This window comes from Microbacterium sp. 1262, from assembly GCF_040544895.1.
In the GTDB taxonomy this organism is placed as follows: domain Bacteria; phylum Actinomycetota; class Actinomycetes; order Actinomycetales; family Microbacteriaceae; genus Microbacterium; species Microbacterium plantarum.
Genome location: NZ_JBEPKU010000001.1, coordinates 300,251 through 314,729, shown reverse-complemented (window position 1 = coordinate 314,729; position 14,479 = coordinate 300,251). Strand labels below are relative to the sequence as shown.

12 protein-coding genes are annotated in these 14,479 nt (G+C 71.2%); 5 read left to right on the top strand and 7 right to left on the bottom strand.

Going from position 1 to position 14,479, the window contains the following annotated elements; genetic code table 11:
- Nucleotides 1–67: 67 nt before the first annotated feature.
- From hpf to mtrA, 5 genes are all read right to left on the bottom strand, one after another.
- Nucleotides 68–730, bottom strand: a complete 663-nt coding sequence (gene hpf, locus ABIC53_RS01425; RefSeq protein WP_112617340.1) for a ribosome hibernation-promoting factor, HPF/YfiA family — start codon at nt 728–730, stop codon at nt 68–70.
- A 93-nt stretch (nt 731–823) separates the two neighbouring features.
- Nucleotides 824–1,489, bottom strand: a complete 666-nt coding sequence (locus tag ABIC53_RS01420) for a ComF family protein (RefSeq protein ID WP_354450065.1) — start codon at nt 1,487–1,489, stop codon at nt 824–826.
- 89 nt (nt 1,490–1,578) lie between these two features.
- Nucleotides 1,579–3,252, bottom strand: a complete 1,674-nt coding sequence (locus ABIC53_RS01415; protein WP_323986319.1) for an LpqB family beta-propeller domain-containing protein — start codon at nt 3,250–3,252, stop codon at nt 1,579–1,581.
- Complete coding sequence (gene mtrB, locus ABIC53_RS01410) at nt 3,252–4,922, bottom strand: MtrAB system histidine kinase MtrB (RefSeq protein WP_274178859.1); 1,671 nt, start codon at nt 4,920–4,922, stop codon at nt 3,252–3,254. The genes ABIC53_RS01415 and mtrB overlap by 1 nt, the downstream gene beginning before the upstream one ends.
- 7 nt (nt 4,923–4,929) lie before the next feature.
- Nucleotides 4,930–5,610 (bottom strand): MtrAB system response regulator MtrA, encoded by a 681-nt coding sequence (mtrA, locus tag ABIC53_RS01405; protein ID WP_112617343.1) that lies wholly within the window; start codon nt 5,608–5,610, stop codon nt 4,930–4,932.
- A gap of 142 nt (nt 5,611–5,752) precedes the next feature.
- Between mtrA and ABIC53_RS01400 the strand changes: the two genes are divergently transcribed.
- The 5 genes from ABIC53_RS01400 to ABIC53_RS01380 are packed head-to-tail and all read left to right on the top strand — an operon-like array spanning nt 5,753 to nt 11,068.
- Nucleotides 5,753–7,003 (top strand): DUF7847 domain-containing protein, encoded by a 1,251-nt coding sequence (locus ABIC53_RS01400; RefSeq protein ID WP_354450062.1) that lies wholly within the window; start codon nt 5,753–5,755, stop codon nt 7,001–7,003.
- A complete protein-coding gene (locus ABIC53_RS01395) occupies nt 7,000–7,632 on the top strand; it encodes a DUF4129 domain-containing protein (protein ID WP_354450060.1) in 633 nt (210 codons plus the stop codon). Before ABIC53_RS01400 ends, ABIC53_RS01395 begins: the two co-directional genes overlap by 4 nt.
- Nucleotides 7,629–8,798, top strand: coding sequence for a DUF4350 domain-containing protein (locus ABIC53_RS01390; RefSeq protein WP_354450058.1), 1,170 nt, complete (start codon nt 7,629–7,631; stop codon nt 8,796–8,798). The genes ABIC53_RS01395 and ABIC53_RS01390 overlap by 4 nt, the downstream gene beginning before the upstream one ends.
- A complete protein-coding gene (locus ABIC53_RS01385; protein ID WP_354450056.1) occupies nt 8,795–9,760 on the top strand; it encodes an AAA family ATPase in 966 nt (321 codons plus the stop codon). The genes ABIC53_RS01390 and ABIC53_RS01385 overlap by 4 nt, the downstream gene beginning before the upstream one ends.
- Before the next feature lie 6 nt (nt 9,761–9,766).
- A complete protein-coding gene (locus ABIC53_RS01380; RefSeq protein WP_354450055.1) occupies nt 9,767–11,068 on the top strand; it encodes a DUF58 domain-containing protein in 1,302 nt (433 codons plus the stop codon).
- A 544-nt stretch (nt 11,069–11,612) separates the two neighbouring features.
- On the opposite strand, the gene katG is transcribed toward ABIC53_RS01380, so the two are convergent.
- Entirely contained in the window at nt 11,613–13,958 is a 2,346-nt protein-coding gene (gene katG / locus ABIC53_RS01375) for a catalase/peroxidase HPI (protein ID WP_354450053.1), read from the bottom strand.
- Between the two features lie 40 nt (nt 13,959–13,998).
- Nucleotides 13,999–14,436 carry a Fur family transcriptional regulator gene (locus ABIC53_RS01370; RefSeq protein WP_274178865.1) on the bottom strand — a complete coding sequence of 146 codons (438 nt, stop codon included), beginning with the start codon at nt 14,434–14,436 and terminating at the stop codon, nt 13,999–14,001.
- Nucleotides 14,437–14,479: the final 43 nt, after the last annotated feature.

The window sequence follows — 14,479 nt, the reverse complement described above, 5'->3', positions numbered from 1 at the left end:
CGGTTTCGACCGGCACACGACGGGGGCGGATGCCGTGATGGCACCCGCCCCCGTCGTCGTCCTCAGGTCAGGACGCCAGCTCGGCCTCCGGCGGGGCGGCTGCGGTCAGCGAGATGACACCGTAGTCCCAGCCCTTGCGGCGATACACGACGCTCGGGTGGTCGGTGCGCGCGTTGATGAACAGGAAGAAGTCGTGGCCCACGAGCTCCATCCGGTCGACGGCTTCCTCGACGGTCATCCATTCAGCACCGAACTCCTTCGTGCGGATGACGACGGGCGTGTAGTCCTCTTCCTCCGCCGAGTCGCCGATGACGGGCACCTCGCCCGTCGCCACGGCGCGCAGGACGTCGACCGACGCCGGTTCGACGTCGATGCCTTCCAGGGCTCCGGTTCCCTTGTCGAGCTTGGCCCCTCGGGGGTGGTTCCGCGCGTCGACCCGCTTGTCCTTGGCGCGACGCACCTGCTCTACGAGCTTGTCGACCGCGAGGTCGAGGGCGACGAACTTGTCGCCGTCCGTGGCCTCGGCCCGAACGATCGGTCCCTTTCCGGTGAGGGTCAGTTCGACGGTCTCATCATCCATGCGCCCGTTGCGGTAGGCGTGATGCGTGACCTTGATGTCGAGGCGCTGCGCACGGGGTGCGAGCGTCTCGATGCGACTGGACTTCTCTTCAGCCACCGTGCGGAAGCGATCCGTGATCCCGACTCCCACGCCGACGATGCTGGTTTCCATCCTGACCTCCTTGCTCCGGTCCGCCCGGTTCAAGGGCGGACCTTCGTTCGCCTTGGTCTCCCCCACGCTAGTGCGGCGAGCGAGCAATGTCACTCATGAACCGCCAGGAATATCTCCGACCGTCATCCGCAAGGGCGTGTCCGCGAGCACGACGGCGCCGACGACGCGTGAGCCGGCCTCGCGGAGCGCACGCTGCGCCTCGCGCAGCGTCGCCCCGGTGGTCATGACGTCGTCGACGATGACAGCGGCCGTCGTCCCGGGCCGTGCCACGAACGAGCCCGCGACATTCCGCTGCCGCTCGGCGCGGTCGAGGCGGCGCTGATCGAGGACGCGGCCGCGCACGCGGAGCCGACGTGCCGTGCGGACGTCGCCGTGCCGTGCGATCATCTCGGGCACGGCGTACCCCCGTCGTCGTAGGGCCGCCCGAGACGGCGGAACGGGAACGAGCACGGCGTCCTCCCACCCCGCATCGCGGACGAGGCCTGCCACCAGACGGCCGAGGGGGCGGCACAATCCGGTGCGGCCGTCTTCCTTGAGCGCTCGGATGATGCGTGCCGCAGCGCCCTCGTACCGCGCGAGGCTCCGGACGTCGAGACCGTCGGCATCGCGCCGGCGCGGCCGCGGGAGGTCTGCGACGCACGTCGCGCAGAGCGCGCGTCCCGGTGCGTCGCATCCGGCGCACCAGACGGGCATCAGGAGGTCGAGCGCGTCCGCGAGGTGTTCTCGCCAGGACTCGGGATGGGAGGCGATCGGCTGCACGCTTCCATGCTGTCGAGGCGCTCGCGTCGCCCCTGGCACCGAACCTCCCCGTTGTGGAAGAGAGCGCCGACACGGTCGGTGGGGAGGAGTCAGCGCGGCGAACCCTGTTGGCTGGCGAGCACCCGGATGCCGCCCGCGACCGTCGGCCAGGCCTGGCCCTTCTGCGCGTAGAGCACGCCCTCGCCGTCGAGCAGCCGCACGGCGCGCAACTGATTCGTCGCTGCGATGGCGACCGGCCCCGCCGGCGCCGTGATCCGCTCGCCGAACCCGCCCACCGACTGCGAGATGACGACATCGGCGTCGCCGTCCTCGGCGAGGACCGCGATGGTCGAACCGTCGACCCAGCTCGCGTCGATGCCCGTACCCGGCAGCTGGGTCACGGTCTCACGATCGCCGAGCCCGACGGGCGAGCCGTCGTCGTCGCGGAGGATGCCGGCGATCCACAGCGCCGGGCGCGAGCCGTCGCGAACCAGGGCGGCGATGCGCGTTCCGTCCCGTGACACCTCGATGCTCGAGATCTGCGATGCGCCCGGCCAGGCGTTCGCGATGGAGACGACCGTTCCGTCCGCCCCGGTCGCCGTCAGTCCCGACGGCGCACTGGCGGGAACGCTCCAGATGAATCCCTGCGGATCGATCGTGGGGTCGATCAGGCCCGCCCGCTCGTCGACGATCTCGAAGGTGGCGTCATCGCGCGCGCGCACGACGGCACCGGCGGCCGTGCGCACAGCGGCCGCACTCCGGTCGGTCCCCACCTGGATCGACTCGGGGTCGAGGTCGGGGATGACGGTCGACAGCCCGGGCAGCGGCTCGATCTCGGAGCCGGAGAGGAACCCGAAAGCGTCTTCGGTGAGCACGGCGGGTCGGACGTCGACGCGGATAGGACGGACGTCCACCGCCTGCGCAGCGACGGGCTCGCCGTCGACCGACATCTGGGCGCCGCGGATGCCGGCGGACTGGAGGCTCGCGTCGAGCTGCGCCTGCATCCGGTTGCGGGTCTCGGGCACGATCGCGAGCGCAGACTGCGACAGCGGCACCTGCGCAACGCCCCCCTCGAGCGGAACCGCGCGGGTCGCGAGCTCGAGGCTCTCGGGGAACGCCGAGTACACCGCGCCGGACAGCCACGGGCTCGGGTCGCCGTCGATGAGGGCCTCGGTGATGTGGGTGGCCGCGTTGGTCGCCGGAAACCAGCGACGATCGGGCACGAGATACGTCCACGAGCGATCGAAGTACATCACGGAGTATTCGCGGAAGACCGCTTGGAACCGGGCGCGGTCGAGCACGACGCCGTCGGGGGCGTCCGAGATGCGCCACTCGCCGTCCACCTCGACGAGAGCGAAGTCGAGCGGCATGGATCCGCCGTCGGTCACCGACAGCGCGCCGGACGCGTCGACCGCGGCCTCAGGGGTGATGGAGACCGTGACGGTCCCGTCGCCGGCGACGGTGTACACCCGTTCGCCGGGAAGGTCGATCGTGGCGCGCGCGGTCGGCTGCCACGACGATCGGAAGTCCGGTGCGAGGAACTGCCGGGCGGTCCCCCAGTCGTCCCGAGGCCCCGACCCGGCCGCGAGGAAGCCCGCGACGATCTGCTGCGGCGTTGCTCCCGGGGGCGGATCGTCGGGCAGGAACGAGAAGTCGACCGAGCCGGCTTCCTGATCGATCGGGGCGCCCGCGACGACCGGACCGGAGGTCGGCAGCCCCGTGCAGCCCGCGAGCAGCAGCACGAACAGCATCCCCAGGACGGCGGCGACCGGGCGCAGACGCATCACGACGAGCCTTTCGCGGAACGAGGAAGGGAGATCGGCTGGGTCAGGCCCAGGTCGTCGAAGGGTACGCCATCCTCACCGGGATCGACCGGGAGCGGGGAGTGCCCGTCGAGCGGCTCGCTGCGTCGAGGGATGGTGAGCACGAAATTCGTTCCGCGCCCGAGCTCGGACCACACCGCCAGGGTGCCGCCGTGGAGCCGCGCGTCGCCGAGGGCGATCGAGAGCCCCAGGCCGGTGCCCCCGATGGTGCGCTTGCGTGACGGATCGGCGCGCCAGAAACGGTCGAAGACGCGCTCGGCGTCGGCCGGGCGCATCCCGAGGCCGTAGTCGCGCACGCCGATCGCGACCGCTCGGGCATCGCTGTCGACGCTGACGACGATCGGTCGGCCTTCGCCGTGCTCGATCGCGTTGCCCAGCAGGTTGCGGACGATCCTGCGCACGCGTCGCGGGTCCATCTCCACGGGCGAGTAGCCCCCGGGTGCCACGAGGCGCACGTCGCTGCCGTGCTGCTCCGCGAGCTGCTCCATCGATGCGATGACATCCTCCGCGAGCTGCGTCATGCTCGTCGGCTCGCTCTCGAGCTGCACCGAGCCCGCGTCGTAACGGCTGATCTCGAGCAGATCGGTCAGCAGCACCTCGAACCGGTGCACCTGGTCGTGCAGCAGCTCCGCGGCGCGCGCCGCCACCGGATCGAACTCCTCGCGCCGATCGTTCAGCATGTCGGAGGCCAGCCGGATCGTCGTCAGCGGCGTGCGCAACTCGTGCGAGACATCCGATACGAAGCGCTGCTGAACCTGCGAGAGCTCCGCCAGCTCCTTGATCTGGGATTCGATGCTGTCGGCCATCGCGTTGAAGGACCGTCCGAGGGTCGCGAACTCGTCCTCGCCGCGCACCTGCAGCCGCACCGCGAGGTCTCCCGCCGCCAGTCGCGAGCTGCTCTCGGCGGCCTGGGCGATCGGCTCGGTGACCGAGCGCAGCACGATCCACGAGATCGCGCCGATGAGGACGACCAGCCCCACGCCGACGATCCACAGCGTGATCTGGACGAAGCCGAGCGTCTGGGCCTCGCTGGCGAGGTCGTACCCGAGATACAGCTCGTAGGCGCCTACCTCCGGCAGCACGATCTGCTGCCCGACGACGATGCCGGGCACCTGCCCGCCGCCGGAGACGGCGAAGCCGACGGGCTGCCACCACTGCAGCTCGTCGTCGCTCTGCACCTGTGCGCGAAGCGCGTCGCTGATGCGGTCGGCCGGGAGACCCGCCGAGTCGAAGTCCTGCGGCGCGATGGCGGACGGTTCCGAGGAGATCCGGAAGGCGGCGATGCGATCGGTCGAGGACTGCCGCTGGATGGACGTGCGCACGCTCTCCATCAGGTTGTCGACCGCGACGACATCGCCCCCGACCTCGGCGGCATCCAGGGTCGCCTGCGCCGACTGGGTCGCGCGCTGAGCCTCTCCGAGGAGTTGCGAGGTGCGCGACTCGAAGAGGTCGTTCTGAATCGCCAGCGACATCCACACCAGCGCCACGGTGATCGTCAGCGCCGTGGCACCCAGCGTGATCGCGACGGTGCGGAACCGCAGCGATCGTCGCCAGGTCCGGGCGAGCCGCCGCCCCCAGGACCGCCAGCCGTGCGTCGCGACCGTCGCCGTCGTGACGGTGCGGATGGGCATCGCAGCGTCAGATGACGGCGCCGGCGCGATAGCCGACGCCGCGGACGGTCGTCACGATGCGCGGGTTGTCGGGGTCGATCTCGACCTTCGCCCGCAGCCGCTGCACGTGCACGTTCACGAGCCGCGTGTCGGCCTTGTAGTGGTAGCCCCACACCTGCTCGAGGAGCATCTCGCGCGAGAAGACCTGCTGCGGCTTCGAGGCGAGCGCGACGAGCAGCTCGAACTCCAGCGGCGTCAGCGCGATGGCGTCGCTGCCGCGCCGCACCTCGTGGCCCTCGACGTCGACGACGAGGTCGCCGATGCGCAGCGACTCGGAGGCCGACGCGACGGCGGGGCGCAGGCGCGTGCGGATGCGGGCGACGAGTTCCTTGGGATTGAACGGCTTGACGATGTAGTCATCGGCGCCCGACTCGAGCCCGCGCACGACGTCGGCCGTGTCGGTGCGCGCGGTCAGCATGATGATCGGCACGCCCGACTCCGCACGCACCTGCGTGCAGATCTCGATGCCGTCCACGCCGGGGAGCATGAGGTCGAGGAGGATGAGGTCGGGTTTCTCGGTGCGCCAGGTCTCGACAGCCGCCGCGCCGTCGGCGCAGAAGACGGTGTCGAACCCCTCGGTGCGCAGCACGATGCCGATCATCTCCGCCAGTGCGGTGTCGTCATCGACCACCAGGATGCGAGAAGTCATGGGCGGCGTTCGTCTTTCGGCTCGGGCTCGCGCGCGACGTGCGCGTATTCACCGTACCCGACCCACGGACCCGCGACTCCGGATGCCGCGCCCTCGTGTGACACGATGGGTTCGACCGAGCCGACTGTTCCAGGAGTGCATCGTGACGTCATACCCCGCGTGGACGCCGGCGCCGCGTCCCGGCATCATCCCGCTTCATCCGCTCTCGTTCGGGGTGATCCTGGGCCGTTCGTTCTCCGCGCTGCGGCAGAACCCGAAGGTGCTGCTGGGCTTCGCGCTGGTCGTGCAGACGGTCGCGATCCTCGTCGCCACCGCGGGCATCGTCGCGGTGGGCTTCGCGACGTTCGGCCGACTCGCGTCGCTGCGCCCCGGCACCGACGAGTTCGAGACGGTCCTGGCCGGGTCCATCGCGATCAGCGGGGCGACCGCGCTGGTGCTGTCGCTGGCCTCCGGCGCGCTCGGCGTGCTCGTGCAAGGCGTCGTGGTCAGCGAGGTGGCCCATGCCGTCGTCGCCGAGAAGCACACGCTCGGCGCGCTGTGGCAGCGGGTGAAGCCGGTGGCGTGGCGACTGATCGGATACTCGGCTCTGGTCTTCCTCATCGTGGCCGTCGTCATCGGCGTACTCGCCGCGGGCGTCATCGGGCTCGCCGTGAGCGTGGGGCCGGCGGCGATCGTCCTCGCCATCCTCCTGGCCTTGTCGGCGATACCGCTCAGCCTGTGGCTGAGCACGAAGCTGCTGCTGGTGCCCTCGGTCATCGTCCTCGAGCAGGCGAGCGTCTTCGGGGCGATCGGGCGATCCTGGCGGCTCACCCGCGGCCGGTTCTGGCCGACGCTCGGGATCATCGTCATCATCTCGATGAGCTTCGGCATCCTCGCGCAGGTCATCAGCGTGCCCTTCTCGTTCGTCACGATGGGGCTGACATCGGTCATCACTCCGACCGGCGACCCCGAACCCGGCCAGATCATCGCCCTGCTCGTCGGCACGCTGTTCGCCCAGGCGTTCGTCACCCTCATCCAGACCATCGCGGTCATCGTCCAGTCGACCGCCGGCGCGCTCGTCTACATCGACTGCCGGATGCGCCGCGAGGGACTCGACCTCGATCTGTCGGCGTACATCGATCAGCGCGATGCCGGCGCGCCCGCGCCCGATCCGTATCGGCGAAACGTGGGACGCGCGATGGACGGACGCTGGCAGCCACCCGCGGCCTATGCCGGCACGCAGCCGGGCTACCCGCCGCCGCCCACACAGTACCCCGGCTATCAGCCCGTTCAGTCCCCGCCCGCCGGATCGCCCGCGCCGCAACAGCCCGCCACGGCAGCCGAGCCCCCCGTCGCACCGGCGGACCGCCCGTCGTCGACCGACTGGACCGCTCCGGGCGCTGACCGCGCATGAGGCTCTTCGCCACCCCGATCGCGCCCGACCCGGACGAAGCCCGTCGATGGGCGGAAGAGGAACTGTCGAAGACCGCGTACCAGGAGGCCGAGCCCACCCCGATCGACCGCTTCGCTCGCGGCGTCGTCGACTTCTTCGCGGCTCTCTTCAGCGGGCAGGTACCCGCGACGCTCGGCCCGTGGCTCGCGGTCGGCGCGATCGTGGTGCTGCTGGTGCTGGTCGCCGTGGCGATCCTCATCTGGGGGCGTCCCCGCGCGGTCGTCCGCTCGCGCGCGAGCGTGCCGCTCTTCGGTGAGGACGAGACGAGAAGCGCCGCTCAGCTGCGCTCGGACGCCGAGGATGCCGCGCGCCGCAGCGCGTGGGACGAGGCCATCGTGCTGCGCATGCGTGCGCTCGCCCGTGGACTCGCCGAGCGGACGATCGTCGACCCGGCCCCGGGCACGACCGTGCATCGCTTCGCTGCTGAGGCGGGGCGCGCCTTCCCGGCAGAGAGCGTCGAGCTCGAAGCGGTGGCGCGGACCTTCGACGACGTTCGCTACCTTCGACGCCCGGGAACAGCCGAGGGCTACGCCGCCGTGCGCACCCTCGATGAGCGACTGGCCGGTGCGCGGGTCGAGGTGCCCGTATGAGTGCGGGGGTCGCGACGCCGTCCGCCGGCCGTCGATCGCGCTCGGTGCTCGGCTGGGCGACGGTGACCGCCGGCCTTCTCGTCGCCGGCCTCGCCGTCGCCGCCATCGCCGGCATCAACACCATGCCGGCACAGGGCCTCCTCGATCCGGAGGCCGCCGGGCCGGAGGGCTCGCGCGCACTGGCCGAACTGCTGCGCGATCGCGGCGTCGAGGTCGAGATCGCCCGCGACCGCACGGCCGCCCTCCAGGCGCTCGAGGGCGGCGACGCGACGCTCGCGATAGCCGACACCTCACCCCTCGACGACGACGACCTCCGGGAGCTGCGGGATGCCGCCTCCGGCGTCGTCCTGCTCGAGCCGCGCACCCGCGATCTGCGTGTGCTCCTCGGAGACCCGCGCAGCGCCGGCTTCGGCGACGGCTCAGCCGTCGCACCCGCATGCAACCTGCCCGCCGCAGCCGTCAGCGGGCCGGTCCGGCCGGGCGAGGTGTTCACCGGAGACGGCGCAGACCGCACCTGTTACGCGGCCGGCGACGGCTACGGCCTCATCGTCTCGGGCCGCGGCGCCGACACCGTCGTCGCTCTGGACGCGACCGCGCTGCTGGTCAACCAACGGCTCGACGAAGCGGGCAACGCCGCGCTCGGCCTGAATCTGCTGGGCGGCACCGGCACCGTCGTGTGGTACCTGCCGTCCATCGGTGACGGTTCCCTCACAGCCGCGCCGTCGCTGGGTGAGCTCACGCCTCCCTGGGTGACACCGTCGATTCTCCTGCTCGTCGCCTCGGCCGTCGCGGCCGCCATCTGGCGGGGCCGGCGCCTCGGCCCGCTCGTGGTGGAGAATCTGCCCGTCACCGTCCGCGCGTCCGAGACCACCGAGGGGCGGGCACGCCTGTACGCCGCGTCAGCCGACCCCGTGCACGCGCTCGACCAGCTCCGCCGCGAGACGTTGCGCCGCATCGCGCGCCTGCTGGGACTCGGCGCCGCCGACGCCGGCGCGGTCTCCGATGCCGCGGCGAGCCGCATCGGAGACGATCGCGCGCGCGTCCGCGGCATCCTGCTCGATGACCTCCCCCGTAACAATCGCGACCTCGTCGACGCCGCCGACCGTCTGCGCGAGGTGGAAGCAGCAGTCCTCCGATCCGTCCGTCCCGAAAGGAACACCCCATGAGCGAGACCGCACCCGGCGACCTGCGCGAGGCGATGAACCGCGTCCGGCTCGAGGTCGGCAAGGCCGTCGTCGGACAGGACGGGGCCGTCACGGGCCTCCTGATCGCGCTTCTCGGCCGCGGACACGTGCTGCTCGAGGGCGTGCCCGGCGTCGCCAAGACGCTGCTCGTGCGCACCTTCAGCCGAGCGGTCGGCCTCGACACCGCCCGCATCCAGTTCACCCCCGACCTCATGCCGGGCGATGTCACCGGATCGCTCGTCTACGACGCCCACGCCGGAGAGTTCGAGTTCCGTTCCGGGCCCGTCTTCACCAATGTGCTCCTCGCCGACGAGATCAACCGCACGCCGCCGAAGACGCAGGCCGCGTTGCTCGAGGCCATGGAGGAGCGCCAGGTCTCGGCCGACGGCGTCTCGCGTCCGCTGCCCGATCCGTTCCTCGTCGCCGCGACGCAGAACCCGGTCGAGCACGAAGGCACCTACACCCTGCCCGAGGCCCAGCTCGATCGCTTCCTGCTCAAGCTCGTGATCGACCTGCCCGCGCGCGACGACGAGATCGCCGTGCTGCGCCGCCACGCCGACGGCTTCCGACCCGGATCCCTCGAGAGCGCGGGCGTGTCGGCGGTCGTCACCGCCGCCGAGATCCGCGCCGCCCAGCAGGCCGCCGCCGCCGTGGCGGTCTCGGACGACGTCCTCGGATACGTCGTGGATCTGGCCCGGGCGACCCGGCAGTCCCCGTCCGTCCAGCTGGGCGCGAGCCCGCGCGCCGCGACCGCGCTGCTCGCCGCCGCCAAGGCGTGGGCCTGGCTGGGCGGCTACCCGGCGATCACGCCCGACCACGTGCAGACGATGCTCGTTCCCGCGTGGCGCCACCGGCTGCAGCTGCGCCCGGATGCCGAGATCGAGGGCGTCTCCGCAGACACGATCCTCAGCTCAGTGCTGCAGCAGACCCGCGTCCCGATCTGAGGCGTCGTGTACCTCTCCGGCCTGTTCGTGCTGCTCGTCGCCGCCGGCGTCGTGCCCGTCGTGCTCGCTCCCGCGGCGGGGCTCGATGCGGCGTGGGCGGCGCTCGCGTGGATCGGGCTGTGCCTCGTCCTCGCCACCGTCGACGTCATAGCCGCCGGACCGCTGCGCACCGTTGAGATCGAGCGTCGCATCCCCTCACGCGCGCGGGCGGGCGAGCCCGTCGAGACGAGCATCCTGTTGCGCAATCGCGGGGCCCGCGGTATCCGTGGTCTCCTTCGCGACGGCTGGCAGCCGACCGCCGGTGCCGGCGACGCGCGCGCCGCCGTCGACCTTCCTGCAGGTGAGCGGAGAGCTGTCGCCATGCCGCTCCTCCCCCGGCGCCGGGGCGAGCTGCGCTCGGCGTTCGTCGCGCTGCGCAGCCGCGGCCCGCTGGGGCTCGCGGGGCGGCAGCGGGTGATCGCGGCACCGGGTGCGCTGCGCGTGCTGCCCCCGTTCGCCTCGCGTCGGCATCTGCCGTCGCGGCTCGCCCGGCTGCGCGAGCTCGACGGCAACACGAGCGTCCAGGTGCGCGGGCGCGGCACGGAGTTCGACAGCCTGCGCGAATACGTGCGGGGTGACGACGTCCGCTCCATCGACTGGCGTGCGACCGCCCGCGCCGGGACGACGATGCTGCGCACCTGGCGTCCGGAACGCGATCGACACGTCGTGATCGTCATCGACACGGGCCGCACCAGCGCATCGCGCGTGGGTGACGGTGTCCGTCTGGATGCCGCGATGGAGTCGGCGCTGCTGCTCAGCGCCCTCGCCCAACGTGCCGGCGACCATGTCCATCTGGTCATGTTCGACCGTGCTCGGCGCGCGCGAGTCACCGGCATCGACGGCCCGCGGTTGCTGCCTGCCCTCGTCGACGCGATGGCACCGGTCGAGCCGACGCTCATCGACACCGACTGGAACGCCGTCCTCACGGAGGTGCGTGCGCTGACGTCGCGGCCCTCTCTCGTGGTGCTGCTGACCGCGCAGGACGCCCCCGATGCCGCCCGAGGTTTCCTCGGAGCCCTGCCATCGTTGACGGAGCGCGCCACCGTTCTCGTCGGGTCGGCACAGGATGCACCCGAGGCTGCGCCGGCTGAGCGTACCGCCGAGGACGTCTACCGCGAAGCCGCGATCGCGCACGCCACGCGTGATTCGGAGTCGGTCGCGGCGGCGATCCGTCGCGCCGGCGGCGCCGCCCTCAGCGCGACGCCCGACGTGCTGCCCCCCGCGATCGCCGACCACTACCTCGCACTGAAGGCCGCCGGCCGCCTCTGACCCAACCCGCAGCCGTGCTCTACCCGTGCCCGCGTTGCAGCGTCCCTTTCACCTGGCAGCTCGCGCCCTCTCGCGCCTCAAGTTTGGGCACCAACTGCCAACCCAAACCCGCAGCCCCGCCCCACCCCGGGGCCCCGCGTTGCGGCATCCCTTTCACCTGGCAGCTCGCGCCCCTACACGCCCCAGGTCGGGGCCCCAACTGCCAACCCAAACCCGCAGCCCCTGCTCACGTGGCAACTCGCGCCCCCTTCCGAGCCGGGTTTGGGCACCAACTGCCAACCCAGCCGTGTAGCCCTGCCCCGCCCCGGGCCCCGCGTTGCAGCATCCCCTTCACCTGGCAGCTCGCGCCCTCTCGAGCCTCAAGTTTGGGCATTAACTGCCAACCCAAACCCGCAGCCCCTGCTCACCTGGCAGCTCGCGCCCCTACGAGACCCAGGTTGGGGCCCCAACTGCCAACCCGAACCCGAACCCGAACCAGCGCGAGCAGCGACGACGAAGGCCCGCCCCGGGGAATCGGGACGGGCCTTCGCAGGGATGCTGCGGGTCAGCGCAGGTCGAAGCGGTCGAGCTCGGTGACCTTGGTCCAGGCGGCGACGAAGTCGCGCACGAACTTCTCGCTCGCGTCATCCGAGGCGTACACCTCGGCGATGGCGCGCAACTCCGAGTTGGAGCTGAACAGCAGGTCGACGCGCGTGCCGATGCCGATCTCCGAACCGTCGGCGTTCACGCCGCGGAAGGCGTGCGAGCCGGGGTCGAGCGGCTTCCAGGTGGCGCCGAGGTCGAGCAGCTTCACGAACACGTCGTTCGTCAGCACGCCCGGACGCTCGGTGAACACGCCGAACGACGATCCGTCGTAGTTCGCTCCCAGGGCGCGAAGGCCACCGACGAGCACGGTCATCTCGGGAGCGCTCAGCGTCAGCAGGTTCGCCTTGTCGATCAGGTGGTGCTCCGCCGGCAGGAACGCGTTCGGGCCGTAGTAGTTGCGGAACCCGTCGGCGACCGGCTCGAGGTGGCTGAACGACAGCTCGTCGGTCTGCTCCGCGGTGGCGTCGGTGCGTCCGGGACGGAAGGGAACCGTCACCTCGACGCCGCCGTCGCGCGCGGCCTTCTCGACACCGGCGTTGCCCGCCAGCACGAGGAGGTCGGCCAGCGAGACCTTCTTGCCGTCGGCACGGCCGTCGTTGAACGACGCCTGCACGCTCTCGAGCACGCCGAGCACGCGCTGCAGCTGGGCCGGGTTGTTGGCCTCCCAGTCCTTCTGCGGGGCGAGACGGATGCGGGCGCCGTTGACGCCGCCGCGCTTGTCGCTGCCTCGGAACGTCGAGGCCGCGGCCCACGTCGTCGAGACGAGCTCGCTCACGGTCAGGTCGGTCGCGAGGATGCGCGCCTTGAGGTCGGCGGCATCCGCGTCATCGATCAGCTCGTGGTCGACGGCGGGCAGCGGGTCCTGCCAGATGAGCTCCTCCTGCGGCACCTCGGGTCCGAGGTAGCGGGCGATGGGGCCCATGTCGCGGTGCGTGAGCTTGAACCAGGCGCGAGCGAACGCGTCGCCGAAGGCCACCGGGTCGTCCTTGAAGCGACGCGAGACCTCGTCGTAGGCGGGGTCCATGCGCAGCGCGAGGTCGCTCGTGAGCATGCGCGGCTCGCGGCGGCCGTCGGAGTGCGCGAGCGGCACCATGTCGGCACCGGCACCGTTGACGGGACGCCACTGGTGTCCGCCGCCGGGGCTGCGCATGAGCTCCCAGTCGTAGGCGTAGAGGATGTGGAAGAACTCGTTGTCCCAGCGGGTGGGGTGATACGTCCAGGTGACCTCGAGGCCCGACGTGATCGTGTCGTCGCCGTGGCCGGTGCCGAAGTTGTTCTTCCAGCCCAGGCCCTGCATCTCGAGGCCCGCGGCCTCGGGGTTGTCCTCGAGGTTCGAGTCGGGGGCCGCGCCGTGGGTCTTGCCGAAGGTGTGGCCACCGGCGATGAGGGCGACGGTCTCCTCGTCGTTCATGCCCATGCGGCCGAACGTCTCACGGATGTCGCGGGCCGACTTCAGCGGGTCGGGCTCGCCGTTCGGACCCTCGGGGTTGACGTAGATGAGGCCCATCTGCACGGCGGCGAGGGGCTTCTCGAGGTCACGGTCGCCGGAGTAGCGCTCGTCGGCGAGCCACGTCGTCTCGGGGCCCCAGTACACGTCGTCGTCCGGCTCCCAGACGTCGGGACGGCCGCCGGCGTAGCCGAAGGTCGAGAAGCCCATGGACTCCAGCGCGACGTTGCCGGCGAGGATCATGAGGTCAGCCCACGAGATCGACTGGCCGTACTTCTTCTTGACGGGCCACAGCAGGCGCCGAGCCTTGTCGAGGTTGACGTTGTCGGGCCAGCTGTTCAGGGGGGCGAAGCGCTGCTGGCCGGCCCCACCGCCGCCGCGGCCGTCGGTGACGCGGTACGTGCCGGCCGAGTGCCAGGCCATACGGATCATGAGCGGGCCGTAGTGACCGAAGTCGGCCGGCCACCAGTCCTGCGACGTGGTCAGGACCTCTTCGATGTCCTTCTTCACGGCGGCGAGGTCGAGCGACTCGAACGCGGCCTTGTAGTCGAAGTCCTCACCGACGGGGTTGGCCACGGCGGGGTTCTTCTTCAGGATGCGCAGGTTGAGCTGGTTCGGCCACCAGACGTGGTTGGCGTTGCCGACCGTCGGGTGAGGCTGTCCGCCGTGCGATCCGTGGCCGTGCCCCTGTCCCTGCTCGCCGCCGTGGATGACGGGGCAGCCGCCGGCGTCGTTGGAACGCGGCCGGGTCTCGCCGTCGGCGCGCTCGTCTTCGGGTGTGTCGATGGGGGTGACCGCCTGGTCGGTGTCGGTCACGTCCTCGCCGATGGGCGCGGACTGCTGGTCGCGATCGCTCATGGGGATCCTTCCGTTGGGGGTTTTCGGGAGAGAGAGAAGATCAGGATGCTGCCGGGGGCGCGGATGCGGCGCACGCCGCACACCGACCCCAGTAGGTCACCTCGGCCGAGGCGACCTCGAACCCGTGGTCGTCGGACGGGTGCAGGCACGGCGTGTGCCCGACGGCGCAGTCGACGTCTTCGACCCGGCCGCACTCGGTGCACACGAGGTGGTGGTGGTTGTCGCCGACGCGCAGCTCGAACAGCATGGAGCGGCCGGCGGGCTCGATGCGCCGAGCGAGACCGGCGTCGGCGAAGTCGTTGAGGGCGTTGTACACCGACTGCCGACTGGTCTGCGGCATCCGCTGGACGACGGCCGCATAGACCTCGTCGGCACTGGCGTGGGGGCTCGCATGCAGAGCGTCGTAGACGGCGGAGCGGGACTCGGTCACACGCAGACCGAAGGCGCGGATGGCCTCGGGAGCGGTCGCGATCGTCATGCCCCGATCGTATCCGGTATTTTTGATCAGATCAAATTAAGCC

Excerpts from the sequence above, each read along its gene's own strand:
- ABIC53_RS01385 (WP_354450056.1), top strand. The coding sequence starts at position 8,795 with ATGAGCGAGACCGCACCCGGCGACCTGCGCGAGGCGATGAACCGCGTC.
- katG (WP_354450053.1), bottom strand. The coding sequence starts at position 13,958 with ATGAGCGATCGCGACCAGCAGTCCGCGCCCATCGGCGAGGACGTGACC.
- mtrA (WP_112617343.1), bottom strand. The coding sequence starts at position 5,610 with ATGACTTCTCGCATCCTGGTGGTCGATGACGACACCGCACTGGCGGAG.
- ABIC53_RS01390 (WP_354450058.1), top strand. The coding sequence starts at position 7,629 with ATGAGTGCGGGGGTCGCGACGCCGTCCGCCGGCCGTCGATCGCGCTCG.
- ABIC53_RS01370 (WP_274178865.1), bottom strand. The coding sequence starts at position 14,436 with ATGACGATCGCGACCGCTCCCGAGGCCATCCGCGCCTTCGGTCTGCGT.
- ABIC53_RS01415 (WP_323986319.1), bottom strand. The coding sequence starts at position 3,252 with ATGCGTCTGCGCCCGGTCGCCGCCGTCCTGGGGATGCTGTTCGTGCTG.
- hpf (WP_112617340.1), bottom strand. The coding sequence starts at position 730 with ATGGAAACCAGCATCGTCGGCGTGGGAGTCGGGATCACGGATCGCTTC.
- mtrB (WP_274178859.1), bottom strand. The coding sequence starts at position 4,922 with ATGCCCATCCGCACCGTCACGACGGCGACGGTCGCGACGCACGGCTGG.
- ABIC53_RS01395 (WP_354450060.1), top strand. The coding sequence starts at position 7,000 with ATGAGGCTCTTCGCCACCCCGATCGCGCCCGACCCGGACGAAGCCCGT.